Source organism: Cellvibrio sp. ATLC23, from assembly GCF_057196725.1.
On record NZ_JBXUOS010000016.1, the window covers coordinates 44,505 to 60,843 of the forward strand.

At 48.2% G+C, this 16,339-nt stretch carries 7 protein-coding genes; 1 reads left to right on the top strand and 6 read right to left on the bottom strand.

The window, feature by feature from the left end; all coding sequences use genetic code 11:
- Positions 1-9: 9 nt before the first annotated feature.
- Positions 10-1,062: a glycoside hydrolase family 43 protein gene (locus AC2CG4_RS19640; protein ID WP_484487879.1), complete on the bottom strand. Its 1,053-nt coding sequence runs from the start codon at positions 1,060-1,062 to the stop codon at positions 10-12.
- Positions 1,063-1,175: 113 nt separating this feature from the next.
- Here AC2CG4_RS19640 and AC2CG4_RS19645 point away from each other — a divergent pair, with 113 nt between their 5' ends.
- Positions 1,176-2,210, top strand: coding sequence for a family 43 glycosylhydrolase (locus AC2CG4_RS19645; RefSeq protein ID WP_484487880.1), 1,035 nt, complete (start codon positions 1,176-1,178; stop codon positions 2,208-2,210).
- A 38-nt stretch (positions 2,211-2,248) separates the two neighbouring features.
- Here the strand turns inward: AC2CG4_RS19645 and AC2CG4_RS19650 are convergent, their stop codons facing one another.
- From AC2CG4_RS19650 to AC2CG4_RS19670, 5 genes are all read right to left on the bottom strand, one after another.
- Positions 2,249-4,636 (bottom strand): beta-L-arabinofuranosidase domain-containing protein, encoded by a 2,388-nt coding sequence (locus tag AC2CG4_RS19650; protein WP_484487881.1) that lies wholly within the window; start codon positions 4,634-4,636, stop codon positions 2,249-2,251.
- Positions 4,637-4,664: 28 nt separating this feature from the next.
- Complete coding sequence (locus AC2CG4_RS19655) at positions 4,665-6,128, bottom strand: family 43 glycosylhydrolase (protein WP_484487882.1); 1,464 nt, start codon at positions 6,126-6,128, stop codon at positions 4,665-4,667.
- 176 nt (positions 6,129-6,304) lie between these two features.
- Positions 6,305-9,097, bottom strand: coding sequence for a TonB-dependent receptor (locus tag AC2CG4_RS19660; protein WP_484487883.1), 2,793 nt, complete (start codon positions 9,095-9,097; stop codon positions 6,305-6,307).
- Between the two features lie 617 nt (positions 9,098-9,714).
- On the bottom strand, positions 9,715-12,498 hold the full coding sequence (locus tag AC2CG4_RS19665; protein WP_484487884.1) for a TonB-dependent receptor: 2,784 nt from the start codon (positions 12,496-12,498) through the stop codon (positions 9,715-9,717).
- Positions 12,499-12,609: 111 nt separating this feature from the next.
- Positions 12,610-16,008, bottom strand: coding sequence for a LamG-like jellyroll fold domain-containing protein (locus AC2CG4_RS19670; RefSeq protein ID WP_484487885.1), 3,399 nt, complete (start codon positions 16,006-16,008; stop codon positions 12,610-12,612).
- Positions 16,009-16,339 lie beyond the last annotated feature (331 nt).

The following is a 16,339-nucleotide window of genomic DNA, read 5'->3' on the forward strand; positions in this document are numbered from 1 at the left end:
AAAATTGGATCATTCCGCGTCCGATTTATTCTGCCCAAAATCCGGAAAACCTTCGCTGCTCCAATTGAGGCGGCGAATATAGGTGTGACGATTCGGATCGGTAAGCGGTGTGCCCTGTAATGCTAAATAATCGCGCGCATGATATACCATAATGTCGGTATGACCATCATCCGCCAGTGTAAAGCTGTTATGACCTGGGCCGTAGCGCTGTAGCGTTTCATTGCTGGCAAATACCGGCTCCGGCAATTTGTGCCATGAGGATGCAGCGAGTAAATCGCTATCGGCGTCGGCCCACAACAAACCCATCGCATAACGATGATCGGTCGCGCTCGCGGAATAGCTGATAAAAATTTTACCGTTGCGCACAATTACTGCAGCGCCCTCATTCACTTTATAACCTTGAATTTCCCAGTCCAGTTGCGGGCGGGAAATTTCCTCTTCTACTTCACCTAGTTGCGTGGGTGAAATTAATTTGGCGATATATAACGCAGAATTTAATTTCTCTTCGGGATCTTTTTGCGCCCACACCAAATAGCGCTGGCCGTTGTGTTCAAAACTGGTGGCGTCAAGCGCAAAGGAATCGCGCGCGGTTTTCACTCGCCCCAATTCTTGCCATTCGCCGGTTAATGGATCGGCCGACTCATTAGCCAACACATACATACGAATCAACCAGGGTTGTTCTGCGTCGCCCGCAGCAAAATAGATGTACCAGGTATTGTTGAAATAATGTAATTCTGGTGCCCAGATATTAGCGCCCATCGCACCGCTGCTGTGTTTACGCCAAACCGTTGTTGCGTCTGCGGATTTTAATTCGGCCAGCGAATTGGCCGCACGCATTTCAATGCGATCAAACTCCGGTGCTGTGGCGATAAAGTAGTAACGGCCTGCAGGCGTGCGATGAATAAAAGGGTCGGCGCGCTGTGGGATAAATATTTCAGGCGCTGCTGCTGCAACACGGTCACGCTCATCGGGCATATCGCGGCAAGTCGCCACACAGGCCGATAATGTGCACACGGCCAAGACAATCGCTAACACCAACCCGGATCTAACAACACACTTCATGGCACACTCCTCAGCCTAAATCCGCATCGGCGAACTTAACCCTAGTTAACTATTATTCTCGATGAATTAATATTATATTACATATTCTAAGAATTAGACCAAGAGAACTTACCATGTCTTTACACAACCTCATCAACACTAGCCTGCGCTTGATCAGCTTGAGCGCCCTGCTCTGCCTCACCAGTTTTTCCCAAGCCAAACAAGTGGATGTACACGACCCGGTCATGGCGCGCGAGGGCGACACCTGGTACTTATTTAGCACCGGCCCCGGCATCACCATTTATAGTTCCAAAGATCGGGTGAATTGGACTTTCTCTGATCGCGCCTTTGCCACTGAACCTGTGTGGGCCAAAGCGGTAGCACCTGAGTTTAACGGCCACCTTTGGGCGCCAGATATTATCCAGCACAACAACCAATTTTATTTGTATTACTCCGTTTCCGCCTTTGGCAAAAACACCTCGGCGATTGGCGTGACAGTGAATAAAACCTTGAACCCTAAATCACCGGATTATCGCTGGGAAGATAAAGGCATAGTGATTCAATCGGTACCCAACCGCGATATGTGGAACGCGATTGATCCGGCAATTGTTGTGGATGACCAGAATCAAGCCTGGATGAGTTTTGGCTCTTTCTGGAGCGGACTAAAAATAGTCAAACTCAATGATGACTTAACCCGCCCCGCTGAACCACAAGAGTGGCACAGCATTGCCGCACGCGATCAGGTGCCAGCAAACACCGGCAGCAATGCGGGCCCCGGTGAAATTGAAGCGCCGTTTATTTTCAAAAAAGGCGCCTACTATTATTTATTTGCCTCTTGGGGATTGTGCTGTAAGGGCGCTAACTCGACTTATCATTTGGTCGTCGGCCGCTCCAAAAACGCAACTGGCCCTTACCTCGATAAAACCGGCAAAGATATGAATGAAGGCGGCGGCAGCTTGTTGCTCAAAGGCAATAAAAACTGGGTCGGCCTCGGCCACAACAGCGCATACACCTGGAATGACAAAGACTATTTAGTGCTGCACGCCTATGAAACTGCCGACAAATATTTGCAGAAGTTGAAAATTCTCAATATCACATGGGATAAAGAAGGCTGGCCGATAGTAGACGAAAAGGAACTTGATACTTATAAAAGTAAGCGATTGAAATAAATGGGGCACGGAGAATAAAGAATCGCGCGAGCGATTCTTTATTCGCGCAATAGCCTCACACCATAAATTCCGCCCGCAATCGAACCTGGCGCCGCGACAAACTTCAGTGTGTATTTTCCCTTGGCTTTTTCAACCAGTGCTGCCGGAATGGCATAATCCACCGCAAAAAACTCTTGTGCATTGCCAGTAGATTCGACTTTGGCAATCACTTCGCCATTTAATTGAATTTCAAATGCTCTACCAGCATCGATACCGGCATATGTAATTTGTAAAATTTTTGCTTCCCTCAGCTTGTCATTCAACTCATAACTAAACCACGCGCGAGTGTGACGCCAGTGACGGCCATTGTATAAACCCGCTTCACTTTGTTCACCTTGGTAAAAATGATCTGATTCCGGTTGTTGTTCACCGGGGGCAACTTGATCGATAGTTTTTACTTGCAAATCCAAACGCGCCTTTTCATCTGCCGCCGCTTTTGCACGCGCTTTTTCTACGTCGGCAGCGGTGGTGTGCGGCCAATAAATACTGTAGCGCGACTCGTGCAAACGGAAGAAAGGGATCAGTTCGACATGCGCCATTTGTTTACCGTTGATTAAACCCGAGGCATCAAAGGTCAGGGGTTTGCCTGCAACTGGTTTTAATTTTTGGATAAATTCTTGTGAGTTGCCCAATAAAAACGGCGCTGCTTCTAGCGGGCACATTTGGCCGCTGGCGATATGCCCCATGCGTGAATCATCCGCAAAGTAATTAATCTTTTCCGCCGCAAACGGCTGGGTTTTGGCAGCAAGCACAATCGGCCCATGCAAAATGGCGTAGTAATTGGACCCGTCCGGCATTTCTTCCAGGGTCGAACGCATCGGCAAGGTCAGCTCAACCTTGTCGCCTTTTTTCCAGTGGCGTTCAAGCGCGATAAATTCGCCCGGTTGTTGGGTAACGCCTACTTTCTTACCATTAATGCTAAGCGATAGTTTTCCTGCTTCTACCCACCCAGGGTAACGCAACTGCAAACGGAAACGCGCGGATTTATCGATAGTGATCGACGTAGTTTCTGCATCCGGAAAAAGTGTATTTTGGGTAATCTTAATGCCCTGCTCTTTCCACTCCATGTGCGATGGAATAAATAAATTGATAAAAACTTCCGGCAGCTTTTTTGATTTTTTATCGCGCGCGTAAATAAATTCAGCGTATTTGGAATGACTTTCCAAACCTGAGCCCACACAGCACCACATGCCGTCGTGCACTTGCGAGTACACACGGTAGTGATTGGGGCGCATGGGCGTAAAATAAACAAAGCCGCCCGTGGTAGGATTTTGCGAACCGAGAATATGGTTGTAGAGCGCGCGCTCGTAATAATCCACGTACTTCATTTCCGGCGCAGCTTGTTCACCGGAAGACAAATACAACATTTCAGTGAGCTTAAGCATATTGTAAGTGTTGCAGGTTTCCGGCCCTTCCACTTCATTGATCATGGGCGAAAAATCTGCCGTATCGTGAAAGTGTTCTTTTACACTGTTACCACCAATCGCCACTGTGCGTTTATCTATAACAGTTTGCCAAAAGAACTCAGCGGCTTTCTTCCACTCTTCATTGTTAGTTGCATCACCGTAGTGTTTAAAACCAATCACTTTGGGAATCTGGGTATTGGCGTGTAAACCAGTGAGCTGATCTTGAAATTTTTCCAGGGGTTGCAAAATCGCCTGCTGGGAAAAGGATTCTGCAAGTTTAAGATATTTTTTATCGCCAGTAATTTTTGCTACATCGACAAACACTTCGTTCATGCCGCCATGCTCAGTGCGCAGCATGGTTTGCATTTGTTCAGGCGACAGATTCTTGGTTAAATCGATTGCCCAGTCGGACAATTTGACCAGCATTTTTTTTGCGTCTTTATTGTCTGCATACCAATAGGCATCGCGCAGGCCAGCGTAAATCTTGTGAATATTGTACCAAGGCACCCAGCGCTCGTTGGTGGAAAAATTGTCTGCACGAATATCGCCCTTAGCAATTTCGCCCCACATCTTTTTACTGTCAGGAATGCCGCCGATATAACCTGTGCCTATTTTTTCCTGACATTTTTTTAATTCGCTTACAACGTAATTCAACCGCTGCAATACCGCTTTATCGCCTGTAGAGGCATACATCAATGCGAGGGCCGACACATAGTGGCCGCCCATATGGCCATCCAATCCGGTGGATTCCCAATTGCCGTAAGTCTCTTTAAACGGCAAACCGGCTTCGCGGCGAAAGGGCGCGAGAAGTTTTTCAACGTCCAGCGCCATTAAATACACTTTATTGGTATTTTGCGCGTGTAAGAAAGGGCTATCGAGTAATTGCACATTGCGCAGAGGAACCAACTCCAACGCCGCTGTTGGCAAACAACTCCAACTGGCGCACAAGGCCAATACACAGTAAAACGTTTTCAACCTCATCGATAACCCCTTTTTTCTTAGCGTTAAATTATTGCGCTTCTAGTGTGAACATTTGGTTGGTGCTATTGGCGACGCACTCCCACTGCAATAAATTTGCACCATCTGCTGTAGCAGCCGCAGAAATATCCAAACATTTTTCACTGTTGCGATTCACTATGCGGTAGCGGCCTGAACCTGCCGATTGAAAACGGAATTGTTGCGCATGATTAGTATAGGAATTCCACAGCATTACATTAGCGCCATTTGCGGTTGAAAAGGAATTCACATCAAACGCCAAACCTGAAGCACTTACTGGTGAAATTTTATGCCAGACACCATCAACCGAGGTGATGGAAAATTTCTGGCAATTATTATTCAGCCAAGCCCACTGACGCAGATTTGTGCCTGCCGCCGTTCCGCAATTTTCAACATCGAGCGACTTGCCGGAATGTGCAGGTGTAATGCGATAAGTGCCGTTCACGCGCACATTGTTATCTGACTTGACTGAAAAATTGCGGCTTAATACCGGCCAACCATTAGAAAAGCTCATTTGCAATAAATCCAAACGCGCAGGCCAACCGTTGGCAGTAGTGCCGTCGTAATAATGGATGGACGCTAAATGCTGGCCGTTATTGTAGACATAACCAAAATGACCAGGGCCGATATATTTTCCATCGGTCATTAAAATATTACTGCCACCATAGTTCCACAGATTCACACCATTTTTATCGAGGAATGGGCCGGTAGGGCTCGTCGAGCGACCAGTGACAATGTAGTAATCGCTATTGCTACCCTGGCAACACTCACCGAGGTTTACAAACATGTAGTAATAGCCGTTGATGTATTGCACCTGCGCCGCCTCAAATTCATGCCAGCCATAATTATTGCCCACTACAGGATAACGAGTGGAATTTAATAGTTTCCCGGTTGTGGTATTTATTTGCCGCACAAAAATTCCCGCGTAGTGCGAGCCGTACACCATCCACACATTATTTTGCGCATCGCGATATACACCTGCATCAATGGTGTTTACCGGCTGGCCACCTAATGTGCCCTCATCCACCGTTGAAACAACCATACCCAAATCTGTCCAGCTCGGATTATTCAGTGAATTAGTGACCATCACACCAATTGCGGAGCGCATACCGGACGTGGCAGAAAATACTGAATAGTACAAATAATATTTGCCATTCATTTCAATTAAATCGGGCGCCCAAAAGTTTCCGTCAAAACCCGGCACTTTGCTGTTAATCCAACTCGGAAAAGTATTGGCCGCCACTGGCGATGGGCCGCGCTGCCAATTCACCAAATCCGTTGAATAGAGCGCGTTAATGGGGAAATTACTGGCGCCACCGCCCGTACCAAAAGTCCAGTAGGTATTGCCGTCTTTAACAATGGTGGATGGGTCGTGAATATCGGTAGTGCCACTGATGGTGATGGCTGAAGTGTGAAAGCTGCAACAGACCGACACAACAGCGACAACATTTTTTAACAAACGTACAAAAGTAAACATAGAAGACCTCTCCGTTATTAATTATTTTTTAAGGCTAAAAAAATGAGTTTCCCCTTTGCCACTAAAGTTAAATAGCAATGGTGAAACTCAACGGCAAAGACCAATGAGTGGTCTTTATGAGTTTGTTAAAACACCTGACAAAATTACCAAGTGTTTTAACAGAGACGAGTCAGAACCTAGAAGGTCAGGCGCGCACCAACTGCAAACGTGCGACTGTACAGAGATGAACCGAAGTTGTTGGTTGTTGCACCATTTTCACCGTAGTAACTTTGATAAATCTCTTCAGTCAGATTGGTGCCGTCAAAGGTTAATGAGAGATTGTCATTCACCGCGTAGCTAATTTGCAGGTCCATACTGGCTTCTGGTTTTCTCCACATTTCTAACGGATTTGCAAACAACGCAGCCTCGTAGTTATTCAGGAATTCACTGCGCCAGGCATAAGACAAACGCATACCCAAATCACCTTTATCATAGGCTAGAACGACGCTGTAAGATTCATCTGACACACCAAATAAATCCGTTTCTTTTACTTCGGTAATCACACCAGTAGAATCGGTAATGGGCGTTGATTGCGATGAATCCAATGCGGTATAGCTCGCTTGAATACCAAAGCCATCTAACACACTTGGCAGATTTTCCGGGAACCAAACTGCGCCCAACTCCAAGCCGGTCAACTCACCATTGGATGCATTAAAGGGTTGGCTAAGGACATAGGTTCCCATTTCGCCTGTTGGGGTTTCGTGCTGAACTTGACGGCGAAAATCAATCACAAAACCTTCAATTTCGCGTTTGAATAATGTTCCGTACAAAGAACTTGCGTCGGCAAAATACCACTCCAACGAGAAGTCATAGTTTTGCGACTCAGTAGGTTTTAAATCCGGGTTTCCACCACCGGCAGTGCCATAGCCGATACCGGTAACATCTTCGTTATATACAATGCGCGAGTTTAATGAAGCAAAGCCCGGGCGACGTAAAGTTTCGGTGTACGCCAAACGTGCATACAGGTCATCTGTCAATGCGTAGCGAAGCGATAGGCTGGGCAATACTTTAGTGGTGCTCGCCGAATCTTTGTAAACATCTTTATTTGCAGAGGCGGTATCGGTGAACTCCATATCGGTATCTGAACTGGTGTAACGCAGACCAATTTCACCATCCAATTTTCTGCCAGCTATTTCAGTCTCATATTGTGTAGTCATGTAGGCAGATGCCGTTAACTCATCAATATTAAAACTTTCAACCAGCGCTAATTTTTGTAAGTTATACACTGCGCGCATATCATCGGCATTTGCACGCAAGTAATGGCCGTCGGCCACTGCCCATGTTGTTGGAACATTGGCATTACCGTCAAAAAAACCATTGTTAATGTAAGTTAACTCTTCAGTAATAGTCACATTAGGATTAAAGCCGTCCTGACGACTGAAAGATTCCGCTGCAGTGCGCTGATCGATACGCACACCTACATTAAACTGTTTGAAAAAACCTGAATCAGTGTCATAGGTAGCATCGGTGGTAAAAGTAACGGCATCACCGGTATTTTTATTGGCGTTGTCATACAGCTGTGCGGTTCTCCAATTGGCCACATCCGCAACGTCCGCCTCGTTAAGCTCCACCGTTTCTGGATTATCGATAAAGTTAAATGCTGGAATTCCGCCACCCGCATTGAAATCAACATTCAAACCATAGCGAGCATTTTCAAAACGCGCGGCGATAAAATCGGATTCAAAGGTGCTGTCTTGATAAACAACTTCTGACTTCACTTTGAAGTTATCAGTCAACTCCCAATCACCATCCAGCGCATAGACGAAGCTATCGGTCTTGCCGGTAGCCAAATCGCCACTGGTGAATGACCAGTTATTTTTTACGCTGCGCGATTTAACAATATTGGTGCCTGGAAACAACTTGACGTTTGCATCGGCCGCTGCTGTCGGACTGTCAGCATAAGATCCCCACCAATCAGCAAAGGAGAATAGCAGTGAGTTGAAGGATTCATTGCGATAGCCATTGTAGAAAGCTTCAAAGGTATATTCGGAGGTATCGTTGGGTGCAAATTGCAAAGATACATTGGCGGCCGAACGCTCACGCTTGCCGGTAAAATCGCTCGCGAAAATAGCATCGCGACCGAGGATATATTCCATTGGTTGGCCGTTAACATTTAATGTGGAACCAGGGGCAGTTGGCAAACCATTGAGCAGACCGGGAGTCCAGATAGGATTCTCAGCAACACCACCTTTGTCGAGAAAAACACGTTCGTAATTACCAAAAGGAGCGACTGGGTTGTCTGTGGCAAATGGAACCATCGCACCGGCAGTAATACTTTGATCGCGATAATTAGTTTCGGCGTAAGACAGATTTACCAAAGCACCAAATTCACCTGAACCTGTTTCCCAGCGATTACTCGCAAGGCCACTGATATTAGGATCAATTTCGTCAGCCTGTTCTTGATTGATCGCGCGCGCCGCTACTACAACTTTTGCCCCGGAAAAATCAAAGGGGCGCTGGGTTTTAATATCTACCGAACCGGCAATACCATTTTCAATTTGCGACGCTGAACGGGTTTTATAAACATCAACTTGTTTGATTAAACTGGCGGGCACATCTTGCAAGGCAACCGCCAAACCAGAAGCGGTAAAAATATTACGGCCATTGATCGTTGTGTTTATATCGGTCAACCCGCGAATGGAAATGCCGGTGACTTCACCTGAACCACGGTTGGTAACTTGCACACCGGTGATACGCTGCATAGATTCAATAACGTTGTTGTCGGGGAACTTGCCGATATCTTCCGCAACGATCGCATCGACGATTTGAGAATTGTTGCGCTTCACGTCCAAGGCTTTGGTCAAACTACTGCGAATACCCGTTACGACAACTTCTTCGATTTGTTCGTCTTCCGGCGCGGCGGCAACATAGGCACTGCCCAATGCAGCGACCATTGCGATGGAAAGACTGAGTGTTTTTTTCTGGAACATGTGTGATCTCCCGTGTGCGACCGACTCCTGAATGCAATTCAATTCGCGGAGGCAATCGTTATTATTAAATTGCACATTTATTGATTTTCTTGGTTACCGGGCGCAGCTACCGCCTCAGCGAGCGACTTACTACTGCAACTTGACGCATTCAGCGCACCAATTGAGCATATTGTAAGACAATATGATGCTAATCTGCTTAGACTTGTGCGTCAACAGATAAAACTCATTTACTATGTGAAAAAGTTATCGCGCGGGAGCGGCCGCCAACTGAAATAGCAGCCAAAAAAAAAAGCCGCTACAGGAACCTGTAACGGCTGAAAAAGTGGTGTAGTCAAACAACTCCACACCATCCAACGACAAAGGGGTCGGGGCTTCATACAAGACACAAAAGAGTACAGCAACAAGCTGCGCCCTATTTGTAATATAATATATTTATTTATAGCGAATGCAAGTGAATTTTTGGACCGAAGTGGCGGCTACAGCAATCATCCACAAAAACATTGGGTTTAAATTGCCCATAGCTTGTGAATCACACAGCGCTAAAAAAGTAAAAAGCCGGGCAAAAGCCCGGCGTTTTACCAACAGGTGGCTGACACAACCAACCGGTGAATAGCGCCTTAAAACGAGTAGCGCACACCCACTGCATAGGTTTTGGAATAGATACCATTACCGAAGTTGAACAGGCTTTGGTTACCTTCACCGTAGTAGTTTTGGTAGACATCATCCAACAGGTTGGTGCCGTCAAAGGTGATCGCCAAATCGTCGGTCACATCGTAGCTCAGCTGGAATGACAGATCCTGCTCTGGACGGCTCCAGAATTGGATCGGGTTAGCGAAGATTGAGGCTTCGTTGCCTTGGAAGAATTTCTCGCGCCATACGTAGGACAAGCGCGCACCAAAGCCCGCTTTCTCGTAGGCCAATACCAGGCTGTAGGATGAGTCAGACACACCGCTCATTTTGGATTTGTTGTAACCGCTGATACTGCCGTCCACCCCAAACTCGGGGTTCAGCTGCTCTGAGTCCAACAGGGTGTAGCTGGCTTGCACCCCCAAACCATCCAGCATGGCAGGCAGGTTGTCCGGGAAATACACCAAGCCAATTTCCACCCCGTTCAACTCACCATCGGCAGCGTTAACCGGCGCATTGAGCACATAAGGGCGCGTGACTTCATCATCGCCTTCGCGAATAACCGTTTTCTTACCGTTAATCACCAAGCCGTCGATTTCACGTTTAAACACAGCGCCATAAAGCGAGCTGCCTTCGGCGAAGTACCACTCCAGCGACATATCATAGTTTTTGGAGTAAGTCGGTTTGAGCTCTGGATTGCCGCCGCTACCGGTACCATAAGGCGTGCTGGTTAACGGGTCTTGCCAGGTTTGATAAGGGTTCAATGAACCGTACTCAGGCATACGCAGGGTTTCGGTGTAGGCGACACGGCCAACAACGTCATCGCTAATGTCCCAGTTCAATACCAAACTCGGCAATACTTCACTGGCGGAAGATTCACCCGGAACCAGCACGCCGTCTTGCCAGAATTCCAGGTCTTGCTGGTAATCCACCGCACGCAGACCAAACTCACCGCTCAGGCGATCGCCCACATGGAATTTAGTGGTGGTGTAGAGCGCAGCGGCATCTTCATCCACGCTAAAGTTTTTGGCCAGCGCCGGCGCTGCATCCAAACTGTAAACACTGCGCACCGCTTCTTTGTTATTCAGCATGTAATAGCCGTTAGCGGTGATAAAGCTATCGAAAATAGTCGCGCGACCATCAAAGTAATCGGTCGCGGTATAAACGATGCCAGAACCATCGCCCGATGCGCCGGCGGCACTCAACAATTGCATCAACTGGGTTACGCTGGTGCCGCCAATGCCCGCACTTTGATCGCGCGACATAGTTTCAGCGGCGCGGATTTGATAGCGACCGCCCACCTTAATGCTGTCGATAAAAGCCCCCTCAAGCTGCCAGTCCGCGTCCAGGGTAAATGCGGCGGAATCACCGGTACTGCTGCCGCCATTGTCGTAGACCGTACCGGCATTCCAGTTGGCTACCGACGCTATATCGGATTCATCCACCGCGGTGGATGGGTTGTCCCAAAACACCACGGAGGGCACGCCGTCGCGATCGTTATAATCCACATCCAAACCATAAGCAGTGCGATCAAAACGCATCGCAAAGAAGTTGTTAGTGTATTCGCTGTCTTGCAATACCAGTTCGGAGTTCACGGTCAGCTTGTCGCTAGGCATCCACTTAGCGCCCAGCGCCCAGAGGTAGCTGTCGGTTTTGCCATCGGCATAATCACCGCTTTGAAAACCGCCGTTGCCGCGCCCCTGATGTTCTTTGACGACATTAGTCCCTTCGTACACCAGTGGGATATCGATATTGCCGTGTTGATGTTCAAGGGTATTGGTGAACCACATGGCATTTTGTTGGGTGTTGCGATAGCCGGTATAGAAACCTTCGGCGAGGAACTCCCAGGCATCATTGGGCGCCCACTGGAGCGAGAAGCTGGCCGCAGGACGCTTGCGAAAACCGGAGAATGAGGTGCCAAATACCGCATCGCGCATCATCAAATAGTCAACGGTTTCACCATCCACATTCAGGGTAGAACCCGCCGTGTAGGGAATACCGTTTTCCAAACCTGCCTGCCATACCGCGCTACCACTCGAGCTGTTGGGGATCATTTGATAGGGCGAGTAATTCAATGCAGGCTCTGCTGAGAAATAGGGAAATACCGCACCCGCAGTCATAGTGTCATCGCGGTAGTGGGTCTCGGCATAACCTATGTTGACCAGCGCACCAAATTCGCCGCCACTTTCCAGCTCCCAGCGAGTGCTGTAAAGCGCGCTGACATTGGGATCAATTTCGTCTGGCTGATCGGAATAAATACCGCGCGCCGCTAACACCACTTTTTCACCGTCAAACATAAACGGGCGGTTGGTTTTTACATCGATAGAACCGGCAATACCGCGTTCAGTGCGATCAGCCGAGCGAGTTTTGTAGACGTTAACGCTACTGAGCAAACTGGCGGGAATATCCCAAATTGCCACATCGCGGCCGGCGCCGGTAAATACATCGCGACCGTTAACCGACGTATGTACGTCGGTGAGACCGCGAATCGATATGCCGGTCACTTCACCGCCGCCACGGCCAGTGGTTTGCACACCGGTAACGCGCTGCAGTGCTTCTACGACGTTGTTGTCAGGAAACTTGCCGATGTCTTCAGCAACAATCGCGTCGACGATTTGGGTGTTGTCGCGTTTGATATCCAACGCTTTGGTCAAACTGCTGCGAATGCCCTGCACTACAACTTCTTCAACTTGTTGGTCTTGCGTTTGCGCGAAACTGACTTGGGCCATGATTGCGGCGAGTACCGCTGTGGCCAATGCTGTCTTTTTATACATTTTTTAAACTCCAAAATTTTTTATAAATTTTGAGTTAATGTTTTCTGCATTAACTCCATCAAAAAGAATTCATGACGCGGGAGAATTATTTTTCTCCCGCGCTACTGCGAATTAGTTGGCAGTGGAACCTTCTTGATACAGCGAGTTAATGCGTTCGTTGCTGATGGTGCCGGTGAACACTTTGAGTTCATCGATAGCGCCATTGAATGGGGTATCCCAATAGTTCACACCCAGTGCAAATTCATTGGTATCGCCCGCCACTGTCATCACCCGAGGGAAACCGGTGGATTCGAGTTGCTGCACGCCATTCATGTAAATCTTGATGGTGTTGTTATTCTCGCCATCGACCATGATCACCAAATGCGTCCACTTTCCGGCGGGAATACGGCTGCTTAATTCCGCGTTGTCGTAAAACGCCGGGCCATTGGCCCAAACACGGGTTTTTTCCGTGCCGTTCATGGAGGGAACCAAACTCAACCAATAGTTGGCATTGGCGCCACCAAAAAATGCGGTGGTGTAATTGGTAAACGCAGTGGGTTTTAACCAGAGCGAAATACTGTAGCTAGCCGTGGTAATTAAATTGTCGGGCAGACGAACACCGGAGGTGCCATCCAAATTCACTGCCGAACCTTTTACCCCTTGCACATAGCTCACTGCGCCACCGGTATTGTGGATAAAGTTGCCGGTCACTTTGCCCGGTGCAGCAACATCGTTCAGTGCATTGAGGCTGTTTTCAAAACTGTATTCAGCCGGTGCCAAGGATTTAATGGTGACTTGGAAATTTTTGGTGTCGGTAAAACCTTGATAGGTAATGTGCGCGGTCAAGGTGATAGTTTTATCGCCTTCATCCGCTGTCGGCTGAGTGACAACTGCAACACCATTGGTTGGCTTGAGGTATTTCTCATCACTTGATGTCCAGCGAATGCCTGATACAAATGGGCCAACGCGCAATAAATTAAAGTTTTCACGCACTGCGGACATATCGCCCAAATCCAAGGCATTTTTTACAAAGCCCGCAAATTTGGATGGGTCGGTCAAATTGTTAATGGCTGCGCCGTTAATATCCAATTTGCTCAACGCGTAGTCGTACACAATAAAATCATCGATTTGACCAACGAATGGCAGATCCCACCCGAAGTTAACACCCAGTGCGTAGAGGCCGCCGTTTTTGAAAATATCATCGCGCGGCATAGCACCAACAAACGCGCCATCGATGTACAAATTCATCATGCCGTTGGCATAAGTGATGGCAACGTGCTGCCACTGATTAACTGGCGCCGTCGCTGAATGAACAACCTGATTCCAATTACCCAGGTAGTTACTCCAAATTAATGAAGTAGACGTAAACCAGGCATTACCGGGAATGTAACTTGACCAGTGATCAAAATCCGTTGCCATAAAAAAGGCTGGTGTATGGGCAGTGAGATTTTTTGCTTTCATCCAGAACGACAAGGTGTACTCGCTGGATTTGATAATGTCATCCGGTAAGCGCACACCATTAGCGCCGGTAAAATCGTACGCCTGACCACCCGCGTAACCTGCGGTAAACGTTGGCGCGGTTGCATCGACATTAAATAAATTATTGTCGGTGGTTTTTGCCGCTGCATATTTGCCCATGGAGTCGGTCAAGGCATTTTCAAAGCGATAGTGAGCTACTGCATTTTTAAATGCCGGACGCGCTCTGACAGTCACATTGAAAGTTTTGCTCGTGGTTTGACCGCCCAGCGATAAGTTCGCCGTGAGCGTAACGGTGCGATCACCCAAATCCGGGGTCGGAATAAACACATTACCCGCAGCATCTATATAGTATTCGTCGCTACTCACCCACTTAATCTGGGTGCCGCTTTTGCCAATAGTTGGCAGCGAATAACCTTCGTCGGCAATGGTCAATTCGGTTTTGATCTTCAGCGCATCTTTTACTGTATTTAACGCCGCTGTGGTGGCGGCAATTGCATCGGTACGTGTGCCAAATACCGAGGCACCATCGCGCGCCATAGCGGTAAACACTGGCACCAACTCTTTGCTGTTGTTATCCCACTGCCATTTGATCACGCCAAAATAGGTGCCGGAATCCAATACCAGTTTGATCGAATCATCGCCCTGCGACATCCAGGAACCTTTTTCGCTACCGCTTACGCTGCGGTCTTCATGCAGGGTGATATAGCCAGATTTAATCGCGGTTTTATTTACCGCCTTACCCTGATTCACAAATTTATAGTGGCCGGGCACCTGAGCAAGATCGACGAGATTGTCGCCATTGAGCGGCACATAGCGCTGGGGCGATACCACTAACCAACCGTCTTTACTGACAAACATTTCATGGGTGCGCACCGCATGAGCTTCGATGTTGCCGGGGTATGCAGTAGATGACGCGGGGAAGCGGGTGTGTGTTACCAGCAAATGACGTTTGGTCGCTTCGTCGTAATAAGCCGAGTTATGGCCTGGCGATTGATAACCCCAAGATGAACCCACCTCGCCCAATGCCTGGGTAAATTCAAATCCACCCAGCAACTTACCGCCAATCTCCAAACCAGCGCTGTTGGCAACATCGTTGCCCGCTGGATCAAGGTAGGGGCCTTTCGGGGTTTTGGCGCGGGCGATGCGAATGTTGTAGCCATCGTTAGCGGCAAAACCGGCTACCGAGTAGAACAAGTAGTAATAGTCAGCGACCGGGCTGTAAGTAACAAACGCCCCCTCCACTGCACGGAAATCACCACCTAATAGGCGCTTGCCATAGCCTTGACCAGCTTTGGGTTTGCCGGTGGCGCTGTCCATTTCCAGAATAAAGATGCCGCCAGAATAAGAGCCGTACACCATCCACAGCTGGTTGTTTTTATCGTAAAACGCCGCTGGGTCAATCGCATTGGGGTCAACCGCACCATTCCAGCTGGTTTGGCCATTATCTAAAGGATAAGCGGCGAACTCACTCGCATTGCGATAGCCACTGCGTAGGAATACGCCTTTATTAACATAGGGGCCAGCGACCGAATCCGCCTCTGCCAAGCCTAAGTAAGAGCGATTCCAACAGCCGCCATTGTCCGCCTCCAGTTGCGCACAGTGGTTGTAGTAGAACCAATATTTACCATTGGGCGCCTTGATAACATCGGCTGCCCAGTTGCCTTTAAAACCATCCGTCCAGGCAATGCCATCGGCGATTTGGGTGGAGTAGGTATTAAACAGGGGGCTTTCATCAACCGAGCCATTACCCGACAGTACCGAGATATAGTCCCAGTTGATCAAATCGGTAGATTTAGCCGCGGCCAGATGGGAACCAAAAATGTAGTAGTCACTTCCGGCTTTCACTATGGATGGATCGTGAACACCTATATCCAGCCAATTAACCGAACCCTCTGGGGTGCGGGGAACAGTGCTAGCCATAGTAGGCTTTGAGTAAACCGGCGCAGGGGATGCAGGAACCGTATTAGTCGAGGATTTGTTGTCGCCACCACCACCGCAACCGCCCAATAACAGCAGGCTGCCAATGACAAGCGAAAGGCTTGCTAGCTTCATGTGTTCACCTTCTCTCGTGTAGTTATTACTTGTATTTATTAATTCTAGATAGCTCCCGGCAATGCTTTGTGGAACTCCAACAGGGAAGTCACGCTGGGCTAGTAGTCGCATGAACTATATGTCATACAATATTACTATAAATTAATATTGTCATACAATTGAGGGCAAGTAAAGCATCGGCAGCGTTTTTTATGCCCTGTGCCGGGACCAAGCGATGGCAATAAAAATGTATGGTTCCCCTCATTGTTGCAATCACTTTTGTGACAATGAGGTGGTTTGCGCTAATGTATTCGGAGTCCTATTGGGATCGAATCCCGCTCCACGATGAGCA

Excerpts from the sequence above, each read along its gene's own strand:
- AC2CG4_RS19640 (WP_484487879.1), bottom strand. The coding sequence starts at position 1,062 with ATGAAGTGTGTTGTTAGATCCGGGTTGGTGTTAGCGATTGTCTTGGCC.
- AC2CG4_RS19645 (WP_484487880.1), top strand. The coding sequence starts at position 1,176 with ATGTCTTTACACAACCTCATCAACACTAGCCTGCGCTTGATCAGCTTG.
- AC2CG4_RS19650 (WP_484487881.1), bottom strand. The coding sequence starts at position 4,636 with ATGAGGTTGAAAACGTTTTACTGTGTATTGGCCTTGTGCGCCAGTTGG.
- AC2CG4_RS19655 (WP_484487882.1), bottom strand. The coding sequence starts at position 6,128 with ATGTTTACTTTTGTACGTTTGTTAAAAAATGTTGTCGCTGTTGTGTCG.
- AC2CG4_RS19660 (WP_484487883.1), bottom strand. The coding sequence starts at position 9,097 with ATGTTCCAGAAAAAAACACTCAGTCTTTCCATCGCAATGGTCGCTGCA.
- AC2CG4_RS19665 (WP_484487884.1), bottom strand. The coding sequence starts at position 12,498 with ATGTATAAAAAGACAGCATTGGCCACAGCGGTACTCGCCGCAATCATG.
- AC2CG4_RS19670 (WP_484487885.1), bottom strand. The coding sequence starts at position 16,008 with ATGAAGCTAGCAAGCCTTTCGCTTGTCATTGGCAGCCTGCTGTTATTG.